This is a genomic window from Micromonospora fulviviridis (assembly GCF_014648395.1).
Classification (GTDB): Bacteria; Actinomycetota; Actinomycetes; order Mycobacteriales; family Micromonosporaceae; genus Micromonospora; species Micromonospora fulviviridis.
On sequence record NZ_BMRA01000001.1, the window covers coordinates 807006 to 824557 of the forward strand.

General features: G+C 75.2%; 20 protein-coding genes, 1 pseudogene and 1 riboswitch. Of the genes and pseudogenes, 15 read left to right on the top strand and 6 right to left on the bottom strand.

Features of this window, described 5'->3' with window-relative positions; translation table 11 throughout:
• The first annotated feature begins 419 nt into the window (after positions 1-419).
• The 12 genes from IEY96_RS04015 (at position 420) to IEY96_RS04070 (ending at position 9568) form a co-directional block, all read left to right on the top strand.
• Positions 420-986, top strand: a complete 567-nt coding sequence (locus IEY96_RS04015; protein WP_189193404.1) for a hypothetical protein — start codon at positions 420-422, stop codon at positions 984-986.
• The gene (locus IEY96_RS04020; protein ID WP_189193405.1) at positions 980-1951 is read left to right on the top strand and encodes a hypothetical protein; all 972 of its coding nucleotides are present in this window, start codon (positions 980-982) and stop codon (positions 1949-1951) included. The genes IEY96_RS04015 and IEY96_RS04020 overlap by 7 nt, the downstream gene beginning before the upstream one ends.
• Before the next feature lie 19 nt (positions 1952-1970).
• On the top strand, positions 1971-2633 hold the full coding sequence (locus tag IEY96_RS04025) for an SAF domain-containing protein (protein ID WP_189193406.1): 663 nt from the start codon (positions 1971-1973) through the stop codon (positions 2631-2633).
• The gene (locus tag IEY96_RS04030) at positions 2633-3466 is read left to right on the top strand and encodes a CpaE/TadZ family protein (RefSeq protein WP_189193407.1); all 834 of its coding nucleotides are present in this window, start codon (positions 2633-2635) and stop codon (positions 3464-3466) included. Before IEY96_RS04025 ends, IEY96_RS04030 begins: the two co-directional genes overlap by 1 nt.
• Entirely contained in the window at positions 3456-4985 is a 1530-nt protein-coding gene (locus IEY96_RS04035) for a TadA family conjugal transfer-associated ATPase (RefSeq protein ID WP_189193408.1), read from the top strand. Before IEY96_RS04030 ends, IEY96_RS04035 begins: the two co-directional genes overlap by 11 nt.
• Positions 4986-5046: 61 nt before the next feature.
• Complete coding sequence (locus IEY96_RS04040; protein WP_189193409.1) at positions 5047-5946, top strand: type II secretion system F family protein; 900 nt, start codon at positions 5047-5049, stop codon at positions 5944-5946.
• A 55-nt stretch (positions 5947-6001) separates the two neighbouring features.
• Positions 6002-6862, top strand: coding sequence for a type II secretion system F family protein (locus tag IEY96_RS04045; RefSeq protein ID WP_189193615.1), 861 nt, complete (start codon positions 6002-6004; stop codon positions 6860-6862).
• Between the two features lie 24 nt (positions 6863-6886).
• Entirely contained in the window at positions 6887-7096 is a 210-nt protein-coding gene (locus IEY96_RS04050) for a hypothetical protein (RefSeq protein ID WP_189193410.1), read from the top strand.
• Entirely contained in the window at positions 7096-7584 is a 489-nt protein-coding gene (locus tag IEY96_RS04055; RefSeq protein WP_189193411.1) for a TadE family protein, read from the top strand. The genes IEY96_RS04050 and IEY96_RS04055 overlap by 1 nt, the downstream gene beginning before the upstream one ends.
• Before the next feature lie 5 nt (positions 7585-7589).
• Positions 7590-8051, top strand: coding sequence for a TadE/TadG family type IV pilus assembly protein (locus tag IEY96_RS04060; protein ID WP_189193412.1), 462 nt, complete (start codon positions 7590-7592; stop codon positions 8049-8051).
• 53 nt (positions 8052-8104) lie between these two features.
• The gene (locus IEY96_RS04065; protein ID WP_229791398.1) at positions 8105-8479 is read left to right on the top strand and encodes a hypothetical protein; all 375 of its coding nucleotides are present in this window, start codon (positions 8105-8107) and stop codon (positions 8477-8479) included.
• A 15-nt stretch (positions 8480-8494) separates the two neighbouring features.
• Positions 8495-9568 (top strand): LysM peptidoglycan-binding domain-containing protein, encoded by a 1074-nt coding sequence (locus IEY96_RS04070; protein ID WP_189193414.1) that lies wholly within the window; start codon positions 8495-8497, stop codon positions 9566-9568.
• Positions 9569-9608: 40 nt separating this feature from the next.
• Here the strand turns inward: IEY96_RS04070 and IEY96_RS04075 are convergent, their stop codons facing one another.
• The 3 genes from IEY96_RS04075 to soxR all read right to left on the bottom strand — a co-directional run bounded on the left by IEY96_RS04075 (position 9609) and on the right by soxR (position 11801).
• Positions 9609-10460, bottom strand: a complete 852-nt coding sequence (locus tag IEY96_RS04075; protein WP_189193415.1) for a Rieske (2Fe-2S) protein — start codon at positions 10458-10460, stop codon at positions 9609-9611.
• Between the two features lie 51 nt (positions 10461-10511).
• Positions 10512-11153 (bottom strand): 5,6-dimethylbenzimidazole synthase, encoded by a 642-nt coding sequence (bluB, locus tag IEY96_RS04080; protein WP_189193416.1) that lies wholly within the window; start codon positions 11151-11153, stop codon positions 10512-10514.
• A 36-nt stretch (positions 11154-11189) separates the two neighbouring features.
• Positions 11190-11384: riboswitch (cobalamin riboswitch) on the bottom strand.
• Between the two features lie 27 nt (positions 11385-11411).
• The gene (gene soxR, locus IEY96_RS04085) at positions 11412-11801 is read right to left on the bottom strand and encodes a redox-sensitive transcriptional activator SoxR (protein WP_229791365.1); all 390 of its coding nucleotides are present in this window, start codon (positions 11799-11801) and stop codon (positions 11412-11414) included.
• A 93-nt stretch (positions 11802-11894) separates the two neighbouring features.
• On the opposite strand from soxR, the gene IEY96_RS04090 reads away from it, so the two are divergent.
• The 3 genes from IEY96_RS04090 to IEY96_RS04100 all read left to right on the top strand — a co-directional run bounded on the left by IEY96_RS04090 (position 11895) and on the right by IEY96_RS04100 (position 14557).
• Positions 11895-12734, top strand: coding sequence for an SDR family oxidoreductase (locus tag IEY96_RS04090; RefSeq protein WP_189193418.1), 840 nt, complete (start codon positions 11895-11897; stop codon positions 12732-12734).
• 63 nt (positions 12735-12797) lie between these two features.
• Positions 12798-13700 (top strand): EamA family transporter, encoded by a 903-nt coding sequence (locus IEY96_RS04095; RefSeq protein ID WP_229791366.1) that lies wholly within the window; start codon positions 12798-12800, stop codon positions 13698-13700.
• Positions 13701-13744: 44 nt separating this feature from the next.
• A complete protein-coding gene (locus IEY96_RS04100) occupies positions 13745-14557 on the top strand; it encodes a crotonase/enoyl-CoA hydratase family protein (protein ID WP_189193419.1) in 813 nt (270 codons plus the stop codon).
• On the opposite strand, the gene IEY96_RS04105 is transcribed toward IEY96_RS04100, so the two are convergent.
• The 3 genes and pseudogenes from IEY96_RS04105 to IEY96_RS04115 all read right to left on the bottom strand — a co-directional run bounded on the left by IEY96_RS04105 (position 14550) and on the right by IEY96_RS04115 (position 17495).
• Entirely contained in the window at positions 14550-15446 is an 897-nt protein-coding gene (locus IEY96_RS04105; protein ID WP_189193420.1) for a hypothetical protein, read from the bottom strand. The two genes, IEY96_RS04100 and IEY96_RS04105, sit on opposite strands and share 8 nt — an antisense overlap.
• Before the next feature lie 5 nt (positions 15447-15451).
• A complete protein-coding gene (locus tag IEY96_RS04110) occupies positions 15452-15970 on the bottom strand; it encodes a SigE family RNA polymerase sigma factor (protein WP_229791367.1) in 519 nt (172 codons plus the stop codon).
• Between the two features lie 42 nt (positions 15971-16012).
• Positions 16013-17495: pseudogene (locus tag IEY96_RS04115) on the bottom strand (dihydrolipoyl dehydrogenase family protein).
• Positions 17496-17552: the final 57 nt, after the last annotated feature.

Below are 17552 nucleotides of genomic sequence, written 5' to 3' on the forward strand. Positions count from 1 at the left end.
ATCGGACCAGAGGGGCCGTTGTCCCCCAATCCACCGCCCGCCGGTCCGCGTCCGGGACGCCGGATGTGGCGTGCGGGTGAACGCACTCCTGCCACCGGTGAGCCCGTCGGCGGGCCGTTCGTCGTCGTCCGGACACCCACCGGTCGCCACCACCTGTCATCACTCAGAGTGTTCGGATTAATTGCCTCTGTTGCATCGGCGGACGTCAGCCTATGCTCGCCCCTTGGGTACGACGCAACCCCCGATCAATTGGTGTCGGAGGCCGACCGGAGACATCAGGTTTCGAATTCGTTAAAGATCGGTACAGGTAAATGCAGCGGTAGCAGATGCGGCCCGGCCGTACACATCCGGGCGCACTTCCGCATGCCCGGAGTGCGTTGACGCGACCACTCCGGGCCGCCACCGAGGAGGGCCCGGCGTTGCGCACACGGCAATCCCGCCGATGGGAAATCTGCCTGCTCAGCCTTGCTCTGCTGGCCACGACCGCCGGCTGCGGCAGCGAGCCCGAGGCGGCGGCCGGCCCGCTGACCGGGCGCGCCGCCGCACCCGTCGCGCATTCCAGCGCCGAGGAGGAATCCGCCGGAAAGGCCGCGCTCGCCGCCTATTCCGGCTATCTCGACGCGTCCCGGGCGGCGAGCGCACGCAGCGATCCCGGTCATCCCGCACTGGCCCGATTCGTGGCGGATCCGTTGCTGACCCGGGTGCGAGTGGCAATTCGCGACGCGAAGGAGCACGGCGCCATGCGTACCGGAAGACTCGTTTCCGATCCCACCGTGGTCTCGGTCGACCTGGCCGCCGATCCGCCCACCGTGGAGATCCAGGACTGCCTGGACGCGACCGGCTACCGCCTCGTCTACGCCAAGGACCGCCGGGTCGTCCCCGGCACCCGCGGCGGGCGCTACCTGGCCACCGCCACCGCGACCCGCTACCCCGACGGCCGGTGGCTGATCAGCGCCGGCGCCGGACACCAGGACCAGCCGTGTTGACCTGGGGAGGAAGGGGTGTCCCGGCCCGACCGACCCGGGCCGGGACGCCCCGCCGGCTGCTGCTCACCGCCGGCCTGGCGCTGCTGCTGGCGCTGACCGGGGCGCCCGCGCTGCTGTTGACCGGCGCGCCCGCCCGCGCCGGCAACCCCGGCGGCGAGTGCCCGCCCGGGCAGAACGACTGCAACGTCTGGGACGACGAACCCGGCACCCCGGGCGGGCCGGGCGGCGGCGGTGGCAACCCCGGCGGCGGAGGCGGTGACGGCGGCGGAGCGGCGAAGTGCCAGTGGAACGGCCGGGCCATCCCCTGCTACGACGACCTGCTCGGCTGGTTCAACAACGGCGACGGCTGCTACTACAAGCTGGCCGAGCCCCAGCCCACCGCCCCCGAAGGCCAGCAGTGGTACGTCCGGACGTGCAACGGCGGCGACCTCGGCGAGCAGAGCGTCGTGCTGCGCGACGGGCCGCCGCCCGGCTACGGCGCGCCGCCCGACCCGGAGGAACTGGCCCGCCGCGCGCTGGCCTCGATCTCGCTGCTGCCGCCCCGGGTCGCGGTCGCGCCCCGGCGCAGCAAGGGGCCCGGTCTGGTCGGGCTGCCGGTCTGGATGTGGGCCAGCGGCGGGGCGTCCTACTTCGGGCCGCTGCGCGCCTCCGCCTCGGACCGCGGGGTGACCGTCGAGATCACCGCCCGGGTCACCCGGATCGTCTGGACCATGGGCGACGGCACCGAGGTCACCTGCACGGGGCCGGGCACGCCGTACGCCGCCGACGGCCCCCGGGCCGGGCGGACCTCCCCCGACTGCGGCTACGACCGCGGCTACGCCAGGGCCGGCACCTACCAGGTCAGCGCCACCACGTTCTGGACCGTCGAGTGGTCCGGCGGGGGCGAGAGCGGCGAGATCGCCCAGAGCCGGGTCAGCGGAACCGTCCCGGTGCAGATCAACGAACTTCAGGTGGTGACGCGGTGAGCGCGAGGAGCGTGGCGCAGTGAGTGTGGCGACCCGGAACGGGACTCCGTTGGACGCGCCGGTGGCGCCGCCCAAGGTGGTCCGGCAGCGGCGGATCCGCCCCGGCCTGCTCGGCCTGGCCGTACTGCTGATCGCCCTGGGCGGGCTGGGCGCGGCCTTCGCGGTCACCTCGGTCCGCTCCACCGGCAGCTACCTCGCGGTGGCCCGGCCGGTCGAGGTCGGCCGGCAGCTCACCGCCGACGACCTGGTCCCGGTGCGGGTCTCCGGCGGGCGGGAGCTCCAGCCGGTGCCGGCCGACCGGATCAAGGAGGTGCTGGGCCGGCGGGCCGCCGTCCGGCTCACCCCCGGCACGCTGCTGACCCCGGCCCAGCTCACCGACGCGCCGCTGCTCGGACCCGGGCAGCAGCAGCTCGCGCTGGGGCTGGAGCCGAGCCAGGTGCCCGCCCGCAAGCTGCATCCCGGAGACAAGGTGCTGCTGGTCAGCACGCCCGACACCAGCACCGGCGGCGCCGACGCGACGCGCGGCGGCGGCACCCGGTTCGAGGCCACGGTGATCGACACCGCCACGCCGGAGAACGACGACGTGGTGGTCTACCTGGCGCTGGCCGTCCGGGACGTGCCGGCCGTGGTGGCGCTGGCCGCGGACGACCGGATCGCGCTCGTGCTCACCGAGGCGGCCTGATGGCGATCATCGCCCTGGTCTCGGCGAAGGGCTCGCCGGGCGTCACGACGGCCGCCCTGGCCGCCGCGCTGAGCTGGCACCGGCGGCTGGTGCTGGCCGAGTGCGACCCGGCGGGCGGCTCGATCCTCGCCGGCTACCTGGGCGGGGCGCTCGACGGCCCGCGTGGCCTCGGCGAACTGGCCGTCGGGGAGCTGCGCGACGGCAACCTGGAGAGCGCCTTCTGGTCACAGCTCGTCGACCTGGACGCGCCGAGGCGGGAGCGGCTGCTGCTGCCCGGCGTGGTCGACCCGGCCCAGGCCGGCAGCGTCACTCCGCTCTGGCAGCGCTTCGCCGACTTCTTCACCAGCCTGGAGCGGGGCGTCCCGCCGTACGACGTGCTTGTCGACTGTGGCCGGTTGCAGGTCGGTGGTCCACCGTGGCCGGTGCTGCGGGCGGCCGCCGTGGTGCTGCTGGTCACCCGGGCCCACCTGCCCGACCTGTCCGCCACCCGCGCCACGGTCAAGGCCATCGAGCGGGACTTCGCCGAGCACCGGATCCCTCCGGGCACCCTGCGCCTGCTCGTGGTCGGTGACGGGCACGGCGGCAGCGAGATCAGCAAGGCGCTGCGGCTGCCGGTGATCGCCCGGCTGCCGCACGACCCGCGTACCGCCGAGGTGCTCGGGCACGGCGGCACCGTACGCGCCAACCGCCCGCTGATGCGCGCGGCCGGCCAGTTGGAGGTGCCGGTCCGGGCGTTGCTGGACCGCCGGCGGGCCCGGCTGGCCTGGCCGGGAGCCCCGGCCCCGCGCGCGGTGACCGCGCCTAGCACGCCGGGGGTGTCCGGTGCGGTTTGAGCCGGTCTCCCACGACCCGCGCGGCCAGCAGCCCGGCGCCACCTCGACGGTGCCGCCGCTGGTCCCGCCGAGCGCGCGGCACCACCTGCCCCCGCCGCCCGCCGTGCCGGTCGCGCCGCCACCCCCGCCGCCCCGCCCCCGGGTCGACTTCGCGGTGGTCCGCGAGCTGCGCCGGGAACTCAGCGAGCGGCTCACCCTCTGGCAGCGTGGCCGGGAGTTCGACGCGGACGCCGAGGAGGTCGAGCGGGCCCGGCTGGCCGTCGCGGTGGTCTCCGCGTACGCGGACTCGGTGCGCCGGGCCGGCACGCCGATGGCCGCCGACGAGGAGCGGCTGCTGCTCGACCAGGTGACCGCCGAGCTGGTCGGCCTGGGCCGGCTCCAGACCCTGCTGGTCGACGACACCATCGAGGAGGTGCACATCCTCGGCTGCGACCAGGTGCGCATCACCAGGCACGGCGGCGGCGTGGACTGGTCCGAGCCGATCGCCGACAGCGACGACGAACTGGTGGAGATCCTCCAGGCGGCGGCCCGCCGGGCCGGGGCGACCGAGCGGTCGCTCTCCACCTCCAAGCCGACGCTCGACCTGCAACTGCCCGACGGCAGCCGGCTCGCCGCGGTCTTCCTGGTCAGCCACCGCCCGTACGCGGTGATCCGCAAGCACAACACGCTCGCCGTGAGCCTGGAGGACATCTCCGGTGGCCGGCCCGACCTGGACGAGATGATCGACCCGCTGCTGCGCGACTTCCTCCGCGCGTCCATGCGGGCCGGGCTGAACATCATGGTCGCCGGGCTGGCCGGGGCCGGGAAGACCACGGTCATCCGCGCGCTGATGGACGAGATCCCGGCCGACGAGCCGTACGTGCTGCTGGAGGAGAGCCGGGAGTTGCTGCCGGTCCGCCGCGGCCACAAGCACCGGGCGGTGATGAGCTTCGAGTCCCGGGAGGGGCACGGCGAGCGCGGGCTGGACGGCCGGCCGGCCGGTGAGGTCAGCATCGCCGACCTCATCCCGGTGTCGCTGCGGATGGGCGTGCTGCGGATCATCGTCGGCGAGGTGCGGTCGCGAGAGATCGTGCCGATGCTCCAGGCGATGACCACCAGCCGCGGTTCGATGTGCACGATCCACGCGCGTACCCCGGCCGGGGTGGGTGAGCGGATCATCGAGCTGGCGCTGGCCCACGGCCGGGAGATGACGGTCGACCAGGCCCGCCGGATGGCGGGCAACGCGCTGGACCTCATCGTCTACGTCACGGTCGAGGACGAGACCGCGATCGGTGGCCGGAAGCACCGCTTCGTCTCGCACGTCGAGGAGGTCATCGGCGTCGGCGAGGGCAACCGGATCACCACCACCAGCGTCTTCGGCCCGGGACCGGACGGCCGGGCCGTGCCCCGCCACCTCCCCGAGCGGATCCGCGACCAGCTGCTCCGGGTCGGCTACGACGCCCGGCTGCTGACCCGGTTCATCGAGGCCGGCACGGGCGCGTGGCGGCGGCCCCGGCACACCCGGCTTGGACGGCGGTAGCTGTGAGCGCGAGGAGTGAGCCGGGTCTGCGAGCCCCGCAGTCGCGAACGAAGGCAGGCTCATGACGACGATCGAGTTGATCGCGCTGGTCTCCGGGGCGGCGTGCGTGGCCGGGCTGGTGCTGGCGGTGGTCGCGCTGGTCGGCACCCGCCGGCCGCCCCGGTCGACGGCGGGCGCCGGCCCCGGGCTGAGCCGGCTCTGGACCGGCTCCGGGGCCAGCCGCCGCGAGCAGCACCGGTACCGGTTGCTGCTCGGCGCGGCCGTGGTGGCCGGCGCGCTGGCCTTCCTGCTCACCGGCCTGCCGGTGGTCGGCCTGCTGGTGGCGCTGGCGGTGCCCGGCGTGCCGTGGCTCTTCGCGGTGGGCCGGGCCGAGCAGCGGGCCATCGCCCGGATCGAGGCGGTCGGCGAGTGGACCCGGCGGCTCAAGGACATCTCCGGCACCGGGCAGGGCCTCCAACAGGCCATCATCGGCACCATCGCCACCGCGCCTGAGGAGATCCAGGAGGAGGTACGCACCCTGGCGGCCCGCCTCCAGGCCGGTTGGCTGGCGAGGTCCGCCCTGCTCGCCTTCGCCGACGAGATCGCCGACCCGGTCTGCGACCAGGTGGTGGCGGCGCTGATCCTGCACCTCACCGACCGGGGCGAGCGCCTCGGCGACGTGCTCGGCTCGATCGCCACCGCCGCCTCGGCCGAGGTGGCCACCCGGCGCGAGGTCGAGGCGAAGCGGACGCAGCCCCGGTTCGCGGTCCGCTTCCTCACCGGGATGACCCTGGCCACGCTCGCGTACGGGCTGGTCAACAGCGACTACGTCCGGCCGTACGGGACGGTCTTCGGGCAGCTCGTGATGGCGGTGCTCGGGGCGGCCTTCGTCGGGCTGCTGGTCTGGGTGCGGTCGATGAGCCAGCCGCCCCGCCCGGCGCGCTTCCTGCCGGCGCCGGACCCGGAGGAGGCGATCGCGTGAGCGCGAGGAGTGACCTTGCGAGCCCCGCAGTCGCGAACGAGAGGCGGGCGCGATGATGGTCAACTGGCAGCTGGCCGTCGCCGTGCTGGGTGGGGCGGCCGTCGGGCTGGGCCTGTTCCTGGTGGTCCGCGAGGCGCTGCCGGCCACCCCGGCGCTCGGCCCGGCGCTGCGCCGGCTGCACCAGCCGCCCGGCCAGGCCCCGGTGGCCGGGAGCGGGCCGGACTGGCTCGGCGGCGTCTCCCGCTGGCTGCGGCCGCCGCACCGGCAGCTCGCCCTGCTCGACCGGACCCCCGAGCAGTACGCCCTGTCGGTGCTGCTCTCCGCGCTGGTCGGGTTCGCCACCCCGGCGGTCGCCTCGGCCGTCCTCTTCGTGGGCGGGGTGGCGCTGCCGCTGCCCGTGCCGGTGGTGGGGAGCCTGGGGTTGGCGCTCGTCGCCGGCCTGCTCGCGCACCGGGCGGTGCTGGCCAGGGCGGACGACGCGCGGGACGAGTTCCGCCAGGCGGTCTGCACCTACCTGGACCTGGTGGCGTTGCAGCTCTCCGCCGCGCACGGCCCGGTGCAGTCGCTGGAGCGCGCGGCGGCGGTCTGCGACGGCTGGGTCTTCGACCGGATCCGGGAGGCGCTGCGGATCGCCCAGCTCCAGATGCACTCGCCCTGGGACGAGCTCCAGGAGCTGGCCGACCGGATCGGCATCCCGGAGCTGGGCGACGTGGGGGCCATCATGCGCTCCTCCGGCAGCGAGGGCGCCCAGGTGCACGAGACCCTGCGCAGCCGCGCCGACTCGCTGCGCGACCAGATCCGCACGGACAACCTGGCCCGGGCCGAGGGGGTGACCAGCCGGCTGGACATCCCCGGTTCGCTGCTGGTGTTCGTCCTGCTCGGCTTCGCCGTCTATCCGTTCCTCGCCCGTCTGTGAACCCACCCCGAGAAGGAGACGACCATGCACCTCTACGCCTACCTGTACGCCGCGGTCAGCAGCCGCCTGGCCGAGCTGCGGCGGGACACCGAGCGGGGCGACAGCCCGGTGCCGACCGCGGTGATCATCTTCGGCCTGGTCGCGGTGGCCATGGCGGTGACCGGGCTCGCCCTGGCCAAGGCGAACAACTGGATGAACGCCATCCCGAACAACACGGCGCCGAAGGCCCCGTGATGCCCCGCCCCGCCCGTACGGACCGGAGCCGGCCGGCGCCCGCCGGCCGGCCCACCGGCCGGTGCGGCCCGGGGCGCATCGTCACCGCCCTCCGGGAGCGGCTGGCCGCGGGCGGGCCCGAGCGGGGGGCCAACCCGGTCGAGCTGGCGGTGGTGATGCCGGCGATCCTGGTGCTGCTCTTCGCCTCGATCCAGCTCGCCGTCTGGTTCGTCGCCCGGTCGACCGCCCTCAACGCGGCGCAGACCGGGGTGAACGCCCAACGGGCGCTCCAGGCCCCGCCGGACGCGGGCCGGGACCGGGCCACCAGCTTCCTGCGTGCCGCCGGGGACTGGCTGGTCGACTGGCAGTCCCCCGGTCCCACCTGTACGACGACGGCCACCGAGGTCACCTGCACGGTCAGCGGACGTTCCCTGTCGGTGATCCCGGGCGTGCGCTTCGCGGTCTCGCAGCGCGCGCACGGTCCGGTCGAACGCTGGACGACGGGGTGAGGCCGATGGCGCGGGACCGGGGTTCCGTCTCGATCGAGGTGGCGGTGCTCGCCCCCGCCTTCATCGGGTTGATGGTGCTGGCCGGGGTCGCCGGCCGGACGGCCGTCGCCGACGAGGCGGTGGAGTCGGCCGCGCACGACGCCGCCCGGGCCGCCTCGATCGCCCGGGACGCGCGGACCGGCCGGACCGCCGCCACCGACGCGGCCCGCCGCCAGCTCGACTGGTCGGGGCTGCGCTGCACCGCCCCGCCGGCGTTGACCTTCCGCGGCTCCGTGGGGGACGCCGGGACCAGCTTCGCGGCCGCGTACCGCAGCGCGCCCGGGGTGCCCGCGACGGTCACGGTCGCGGTGACCTGCACGGTCTCCTTCGACGACCTGCGGGCGCCGGGGCTGCCCGGCGTGCCGGGCGGCAAGACCGTCTCGGCGAGCTTCACCTCCCCGCTGGACACCTACCGGAGCCGCCGGTGACCGGGCGACGCGCGTCGGAGAGCGGCCGGGTGAGCCTTTTCCTGGCCGTGGCGATGACCGGCGTACTCGCGATCATCAGCCTGGCGTACGACGGCGCCGGACAGCTCCGCTCGTTGCAGCGCGCGGACAACCTGGCCGCCGAGGCGGCCCGCAGCGGCGGCCAGATGATCGACCGGGCCCACGCCATCGAGGGCGGCCCGAAGCGGATCGACGAGGTGGCCGCCCGGAAGGCCGTCGCGGACTACCTGAGCGCCGCCGGCGGGGTCCGCGACCACGACGTCAGCTTCCCGGTGGTCGCCGGAGAGCGGCAGATCCAGGTACGCGTCCGCATCACCTACCGCCGGGACCTGCTCGGTCTCTTCGGCTTCCAGAACACCGCCACCGTCACCGGTGAGGCCACGGCGCGGGCGCTCACCGGAGCCCCGTAGGAAGGGAAGGCAGCCATGGGTGCATCGCAACGCTCGGCCGTCCGGCGGACCGGCCAGGTCCTCACCGGCCTCGGCGCCCTCGTCGTGCTCTGCGCGGTGCTGGCGGGCGGGCCGATCGCCCTGCTGGCCTTCGCCGGCAACCCCCTCCCCGACCACCTGCCCACGCTGGCCGAGGTGGGTACGGCGTTGACCAGCCGCGACGACGGGCAGCTCTTCCTGCGGGCGCTGGCCGTGGTGGGCTGGTTCGGCTGGGCCACGTTCGCCTTCTCCGTACTCGTGGAACTCCTCGCGGCGTCGCTGCGCCGGCCGGCGCCCCGGCTGCGCGGGATGCGCCGCCAGCAGCGGGCCGCGGCCGCGCTGGTCGGCTCGGTGGCGCTGATCCTGGCGGCCAGCCCGGCCGCGGCGAGCGCCGCCACCCTGGCCGCGCCGCAGCCGGTCGCCACCGCGCCGGCGGTGGTCGCCCCGCCGGCCGGACGCGCCGCCCCGCAGGCCGGTCCCGCGCTCGCCGCCCCGCCGGTCCGGGCCGCCTCGGTCACCACGAGCCCGGCGGTGTACCGGGTGGCGAAGGGCGACTACCTGGGCGAGGTGGCCGACCGCTACCTGGACGACTTCGACCGCTACCGCGAGGTGGCCCGGCTGAACCGGCTCGCCGACCCGGACCGGATCCGACCGGGGCAGCTGCTCAAGCTGCCCGAGGGGGCGGTGGACGCGGGCGCCCGCCGGCACGCCACCGGCCGGCTCGTGGCCACCCCGGCCAGCCCGTCCCGCCCGGCTCCCGGCCCGGCCGCCACGCCGGGCGGTGGCGGCGCGTCCTCGACGACGCCGAAGGGCACGCCGTCCCCGCACCCGCCCGGACGGGACACCACGCCCACCGTGGAGGCGCCCGCCGGGCAGCCACCGGCGATGTCGGCGGGCGCCTCCCGGGCCACCGTCGAGGACCGGATCAACCGCCCGCTGGCCATCTCGGCGGTGCTGGCGGTGGCGAGCATCGTGGGTGCCCAGATCGGCGCGGTCCTCGGCCTGCGCCGCCGCCCGGCGCCCCGGACGACGGTCCGCGACCTCGTCGTGGGTCGCCACCGCCGGGACTGACCCGGGCGACCGTGGACCGGACGGGCGGCCGCTCCGACGGTCAGGGGAGGCGGGCCTCCAGGCGGCCGTTGACCACGCGGGTGGGGAGGATGACCTGGTCGTTGCCCGAGGGGCCGTGGACGACCTCGCCGCCGTTGAGGCGGAAGGTGCTGCCGTGCCAGGGGCAGACCACGCAGGCATGGCCATCGATCTCCTGCACCTCGCCCTCACCGAGCGGGCCGCTCTGGTGCGGGCAGCGCTCCAGCATCACCGTCACGTCGTCGCCGTGCCGGTAGAGGATCACCGAGACGTCGTCGATCTCGCGGGTGAGGAGCTGCCGCTGCGGCAGGCTCGACATGTCGCCGAGCGGGTGCCAGCCGTCGCTCACCAGGTGCAGCTCGGAGATGCTCTGGCTGACCTGCGCGCCCTGCTTGTACGCGAGGTGCCCACCGAGGTACGCCCCGGCGCTCGCCGCCGACAGCCCCAGGTAGGCCAGCGCCCGGCCCAGGTTGTGCCGCCCGTTCAGCCGGGCCGCCAGCGAGCCGGCGTAGAGGCTCAGGCCGATGGTGTTCGCGGCGGCGTGCACGAGGCCGATCCGGCGCTGGTCGCGGGAGAGTGCGGCCCAGTCGTTGAGCCCCGCCACCGCGGCCGGCAGCGCGCTGACCGTACCGACCCCGACCAGCGCGGTCGCCGCCCGGCGCTGGCCGGGCATCAGGTCCACGACGGCGGCCGAGATCCAGGCGCCGACCGGCACCTGCACCATGGCCGGGTGCAGCGGGTGCCCCAACCAGACGCCGTGCAGGAAGTCCCGGACCCGCTGGGGACGCAGGGTGCCCTGCACGGCGCGCTGCAACCGGTCACCGACCCGGTCGAGTCGGGTGTTCTGCTCGATCTTCGTCAATAGTTCGCGCACGTGGTCCGACTTCCCGGCAGGAGAGGCCCCAAACCGGGCGGCGACCACGGATCACCCCATCGGGTGGTCCTCGTCCGCCCGCCAGCGGTCGGCGTGCACGGCGGCGGCCAGCGGCCGGGGCGTACGCCAACCGTGCCGGACCAGGTCGGGGACGGTCTGGAGGCGGCTCACCGGGCCCACGCAGAGCCAGGCCACCGGGCGGATGCCGGGCGGGATGCCGAGCAGGTCGGCCAGGAACGGCTCCCGGTAGAAGGAGACCCAGCCGACGCCGAGCCCCTCGGCGGTGGCGGCCAGCCAGAGGTTCTGGATGGCCAGGCAGACCGAGTAGAGGCCGGCGTCGGCGATGGCGTGCCGGCCGAGCACGGCGGGCCCACCCCGCTGCGGGTCGTACGTGACCACGACCGACAGCGTCGACTCCAGCACTCCGTCGATCTTGATGCGGGCGAACCGCTCGGCCGCGGCGCCGTCCAGCGTGGCGGCGAAGGTGTCCCGCTCGACCTGGACGTGCGAGTGGAACCGGCGCCGGGTCTGCGGGTCGCGGACCAGCACGAAGTCCCAGGGCTGCGAGTTGCCGACGCTCGGCGCGGCGTGCGCGGCGGTGAGGATCCGGTCCAGGACGGCGTCCGGCACCGGCTCCCCGGTGAACTCGGCGCGCACGTCGCGGCGGCGGTGGATGACGTCGTACAGGTCCACAGGCAGGCTCCCGCTGCACTCGGCCCACACTCGCGGTGGGCGACTGAACGCGAGGCCGGTCTTCGGACTCCCGGATCGACGCCTGACCGTCCGCCTTCCCGGCCTACCGGCCAGTGGCTGCGCGTGACGCGCGTGGACGGGGACTCCCCGGTCACCGCGGCGGGCCCGTGCCGGATTTCCACCGGCTTCCCGATTCTCCCCGCGCACGGCGGGGCACCTCACATGATCGTTGCCGCCGCCGATGCTACCGAGGCGCCGTCAGGGTGCGGGTGGCCCGGGTGCGGCGGGTGGGGCCAGCTCGCGCAGCACCTGGCTGAGCTGGTCGATGCGGGACTGGGCCTCGGTGCGCAGCCGCTCGGCGAGCGCGTTCCAGTCCTCAGTGGTCGGCGCCTGCCCCGGCGGCAGCGCCGCGAGTGCCCGGCCGACCTCGGCCAGGGTGAGGCCGACCCGCTGGCACGCCTCGATCATCGCCAGGCGGCACATCACGTCGCCGTGGTACCGGCGCTGGTTGCCGGGCGTGCGGTCGCTGCTGATGAGGCCCTGTGCCTCGTAGAAGCGGATCGCCGACGCGGAGACGCCGCTGCGCTGCGCGACCTGACCGATGGTCAGGCCCGGCTCGTGCCAGTCGAAGGACGTGTCCTGCTTCACGCCCCGAGTATGCCCGCCGACGGTTGACCTCAACAATTGTTGAGGTTCTACGGTCGGCTCCATCGGGTTCACGAGAATTCCCTGGAGGCGACGATGATCCTGGTGACCGGCGCGACCGGAAACGTCGGGCGGCGCGTGGTGGAGCGGCTCGTCGCCGCGGGCCACGGCGTACGGGCCGTCACCCGCGACCCGGGCCGCGCGAAGCTGCCGGCGGGGGTGGAGGCGGTGGCCGCCGACCTGGCCGATCCGGAGACCCTGCGCCCGCACCTGGCGGGCGTCGAGGCGGTGTTCCTGATCTGGCCCTTCGTCGAACCGGCCGCGGCGGCACGGCTCGCTCCGCGCGTCGCCGCCGTGCTCGCCGGTGCCGGGTCGCCCCGGGTGGTGTACGTGTCGGCCGCCACCGCCGAGGCCGACCCCGACTCGTTCTGGGCCGTCGTGGAGCGTGCCATCACGGCGTCCGGCCTGCCCTGGACGATGCTGCGTCCCACCGGGATCGCCACGAACACGCTGGCCTGGGCCCCGGCGATCCGCGCCGAGGGCGTGGTGCGCTGGCCGTACGGCGCGGCGGCCCGTTCGATGGTCCACGAGGACGACATCGCGGCGGTCGCGGTCGACGCGTTGACCAGCGACCGGCACGACCGGCGCACCTACGTGCTCAGCGGCCCGCGGACGGTCACCCAGGCCGAGCAGGTGCGCCTCATCGGCGCGGCGATCGGCCGCGACCTGCGCTGGCAGGAGGTGCCCGCCGAGGCGGTACGCCCCATGCTGGCCGTGGCGATGGGCAGCCCCGCGTTCGCGGACGCGGCACTGGCCGGCTGGGCGGCCATGGCGGAGACTCCCGAGCAGGTGACCGGCGACGTGGCGGCGGTGCTGGGGCGCCCCGCGCGGACGTTCGCCGACTGGGCCGCCGACCACGCGGCCGACTTCGCCTGACCCGCCCGCCGTCCGGCGGGAAATCCGTCGCGGCGCGCGCCGTCGGCGTCCATCGTGGTCCAGGTGTACGCGCATGCCTCCCGCACCCCGTCCACCGCGCCGGCGGCCCGGCTCGTCGCGGCCCTGGGCCGGCCCGAGGCCGTACCCCCGCCGCTGCTGATGCTGCTCGGCATGGTCTCCACCCAGGTCGGCGCGGCGGTGGCCAAGCAACTGTTCGCCGCCACCAGCGCCGGGGGTACGACCACCCTCCGGCTCGGCCTCGGCGCGCTGGTGCTGCTGGCGGTCACCCGCCCGGCCCGCTGGCCCGGCTGGCGGGCGGCCGGCCTGATCGCGGCGTTCGGGGTGGCCATGGCCGCCATGAACCTCGCCTTCTACGCCGCCCTCCAGCGGGTGCCGCTCGGGGTGGCCGTCACGGTCGGCTTCGCCGGCCCGCTGGTGGTGTCGCTGCTGGGCAGCCGCCGGGTGGTCGACGTGCTCTGGGCGGTGCTGGCGGGCACCGGGGTGCTGCTCCTGGCCGGGCTCGGCGGCATCGGCGTCGACCCGTTCGGCCTGCTGCTCTGCGGGCTCATCGCCGTCGGCTGGGCCGGCTACGTGCTGCTCGGCAAGGCGATGAGCGGCCACCTGCCGGGCACCCGGGGGCTGGCCCTGGGGATGGCGGTGGGCGCGGTCTGCGTACTCCCGTTCGGGGTGGCGTCCGGCGGCGCCGAGCTGCTCGACCTCCGGACCGTGGCGCTCGGGCTGGGCGTGGCGCTGCTGTCGTCGGTGCTGCCCTACTCGGCGGAGCTGGCCGCGCTGCGCCGGATGCCGGCGCGGGTGTTCGCGGTGCTGCTGAGCCTGGAGCCGGCGGTGGCCGCGCTGGTCGGCGCGCTGCTCCTGGGCGAGCTGCTGGCCTGGCCGCAGCTGGCCGGCGTGGCCTGCGTGGTGGGCGCTGCCCTCGGCGCCACCCTGGCCCGCCGCGCCGAATAGCGGGAAGCTGGCGCGGCGGCCGCCGTCGAGGGCATGCTGACCCGATGGGGGTACGCGTCGAGCACGCCGGGCCGGTGACCACGGTGATCCTGGACCGGCCGGAGGCCCGCAACGCCGTCGACGGCCCGACCGCCCGGGCCCTGGCCGACGCCTTTCGCGCCTTCGAGGCCGACCCCGACGCGGCCGTGGCCGTGCTCTGGGGCGCGGGCGGCACGTTCTGCGCCGGCGCCGACCTCAAGGCCATCGGCACGCCGCGCGGCAACCGGGTCGAACCCGAGGGCGACGGCCCGATGGGCCCGACCCGGATGCGCCTGTCCAAGCCGGTGCTCGCCGCGATCTCCGGGTACGCGGTGGCCGGCGGCTTGGAGCTGGCGCTCTGGTGCGACCTGCGGGTCGCCGAGTCGGACGCGACGCTGGGGGTGTTCTGCCGGCGCTGGGGCGTGCCGCTCATCGACGGCGGGACGGTGCGGCTGCCCCGGCTCATCGGCGAGAGCCGCGCCATGGACCTGATCCTCACCGGCCGCCCGGTCCCCGCCGACGAGGCGTACGCGATGGGTCTGGTGAACCGGCTGGTCGCGCCGGGCACGGCCCGGGCGGAGGCCGAGCGGCTGGCCGCCGAGATCGCCCGGCACCCGCAGACCTGCCTGCGCAACGACCGGGCGGCGGTGCTGGCCGGCGGCGGCCTGCCCGAGCCGGAGGCGCTGGCGACCGAACTCGCCTTCGGCATGGAGTCCCTGGTCACCGACGCCATGAAGGGCGCGGCCCGGTTCACGGCCGGTGCCGGCCGGCACGGAGCCGTCCCGGAGGACGGCGCCGTGCCTGGCCAGCACGGAGGTTCGCCCGAGCGGGCTACTTGACGATCTTGGCGTGGGCCGGCCGCTCGACCGCGACCGGGGCACCGTAGTCGGCGAACGTCATGGCCACCCGGACGATGGCCGGTGGGCCGATCTTGCCGTTCTTGTTCCAGACCAGGGTGAGTTCGTAGTTCAGCTTCGCGATGCGGTTCTGGGCGTCGAGCGTCACGTCGCCCACGACGGTCTCGCTCTCCAGGGGAGCTCCCGGTCCGTACCCGGTGTCCTTTCCGGTGGGCTCGACGCTGAAGTGGTAGGCGCGGTCGCCGGTCCTGGTGACCGTCGCGCCGGTCTTCTTGAGCACCTGGAGCAGCCCCTCCTGCTCGGCCGAGGCACTCAGGGCCCCGCCCATCGCCACGTCGAACGGCAGGAACTTCCGCTTGCCCCGGTACTGCTCCCAGTGGAGCTTCTTGTCCACTCCGGCGTCGCCCACGAAGTAGACCCCGTCGACCAGCCGTTCCTCCATGAAGCCGACGCCCCCGCCGGTGTACGGCGTGCGCAGCCAGCCGTTGGCCGTCGCCGGGTCGAAGGCACCCGTCGTGATCTCCACCCAGTTCGGATCGACCTGGTTGGTCCTCCGCACCGTGACCCGGTAACTGGTGCTCTCCGTCGTCGCCACGGCGGCGGCCAACTCCATCTGCGGAGACGCGGGCGCCGGCGCGCTCGCCTCGGCGGCGACGGCCGGGCGGTCGGGCGCCGGCCGTTGCACCAGCGTGGCCGTACCGAGCGCGCCGAGCGCGAGCATGGCCAGAGCGCCGCCGGCGAAGGTGCCGGCCCTGCGCCTCCGCGCCCGGCGACCCCGTGCCAGCAGCGTCGCGGTCGGCGCCGCCGAGTCCGGCTCGCCGTCGACGAGGGCGTGCAGCCGGGTCGTGAGTCGCTCGTCGAGATTCGTCATCGAGATCACCTGATCCCCGTGTAGGAGGGTTGCTGGAGGAGGTGGCGGAGCTTGCCGAGGGCCTTCGAGTGCTGGCTCTTGACCGTGCCGACGGTGCAGCCCAGCACCCGGGCCACCTCCCGCTCGGGCAGGTCCTCGTAGTGGCGCAGCACCACCACGGCGCGCTGCCTCGGTGGCAACGCGCGCAGCGCCCGACGCAGCGCGACGACGTCGTGGTCCGGCTCGGCGGCCGGTGCGGCCCGGTCGGGGACCTCGGCGACGAGGCTCTCCCGCCGGCGCCGCCGCCAGAACGAGGTGTGGTTGTTCACCAGCGCACGCCGGAGGTAGGCGTGCAGGTCGTCGGTGCGGGACAACCGGCGCCACCGCTCGTACATCCGGACCAGGCTGTCCTGGAGCAGTTCCTCGGCCCGCCACCGGTCCCCGGCCAGCAGCATGGCCAGCCGGATGTGGCGCCGCCAGGCCTCCTCCACGAAGGCCACGTACGAGGCGTCCGCCGTCGACAGTCGCGTTTTCTGGTCGGTCACGCCCCTACCACGCGGCCACCCGGGGAAAGGTTGTCCGGGCGGTCACCTCAGGTTGCGCAGCGCGTCCTCGATGGCGCGGTGGAAGGTCGGGTACGCGTAGATCATGTGCCGGAGCTGGCTGACCGGGACGGCCGCGTGCACCGCCGACCAGCGCGGAGAGCACCTCGCCGCCGGCCGGGCCGACCGAGGTGGCGCCGACCAGCACGCCCTGGTCGGCGTCGGCGACGAGCTTGATGAACCCCTCGTTGCCGGCCTTGTGGATCCACCCCCGGGTGGACGAGGTCAGGTCGGTGTGGCCGACCTGGACGTTGATGCCCCGCTCGCGCGCCTGCTGCTCGGTGAGGCCGACCGCGCCCACCTCGGGATCGGTGAAGGTGACCCGGGGCAGCGCCCGGTAGTCGGCGACCGGGACGCTGCCCGGCGCGACGGTCGACCCGCACGCGCTCATCGCCCCACCGACGGCGCTGACCACGCCGGCCGCGCCGCCGACCACGCTCGCGGTGCCGCTGGCGTCCGGCCCGCCCTTCATCCGCCGCACGTGGTCGAGCACGTCGGCGACGACGATGCCCGCCTGGTACATGGCGATGTGGGTGAACGCGCCCTCGCCGGTGAGGTCGCCGACCGCCCAGATCCCCTCGGCGGCGTGCATCCGCTCGTTGACCGGCAGGTAGCGCTGCGTGCAGTCGATGCCGACCGAATCCAGGCCCAGCTCGTCCAGGTGCGCCTTGCGGCCGGTCACCACCAGCAGCTTCTCGCCGCTGAACGCGGCGCCGTCGGCGTGGACGGTGAAGGCGCCGCCGTCGTGGCTCACCCGCGCGGCCGCGGCCCCGGTGTGGATCTCGACCCCGTCGGCCCGCAGCGCCCCGGCGGCGACCTTCGATGCCTCCGGCTCCTCGAGGGCGAGCACCCGGTCGGCCGCCTCGATCACGGTCACCCGGACGCCGAACCGGGCGAAGACCTGGGACAGTTCCAGCCCGATCGCGCCGCCCCCCAGCACCAGCAGCGACTCCGGCAGCTCCTCGACCTCGATGGCCTGGTGGTTGGTCCAGTACGGGGTGTCGGCCAGCCCGTCGATCGGCGGGACCGAGGGGCGGGTGCCGGTGCCGAGGACGATCCCGTAGCGGGCCTCGAACACCTGGTCGCCGACGCGCACCCGGTTCGGGCCGTCGAGCCGGCCGCTGCCCCGGACGAACCGGCCGCCCTTGCCGGTGAACCGGTCCACGGCGACCTTGTCGTCCCAGGTGTCGGTGGCCTCCTCGCGGATCCGCCGGGCGACCGGCGCCCAGTCGGGCCGCACCTCGGCGCTGCCGGCCAGCTCGTTGACCCGGTGGGCCTCGGCCAGCGCGTTCGCCGCCCGGATCATCATCTTGCTCGGGATGCACCCCCAGTACGGGCATTCGCCGCCGACCAGGTCCCGCTCGATCCCGACCACGGCGAGGCCGGCCTCGGCGAGCTTCCCGGCCACCTCCTCGCCGCCGACCCCGAGCCCGACCACGACCACGTCCACCACTTCCGGCTCCGCCATCCCGCCAGCATTCCGCACCGCCGGGGCGGCGGCCACCGCGTCGGGCCGGAATTCCCG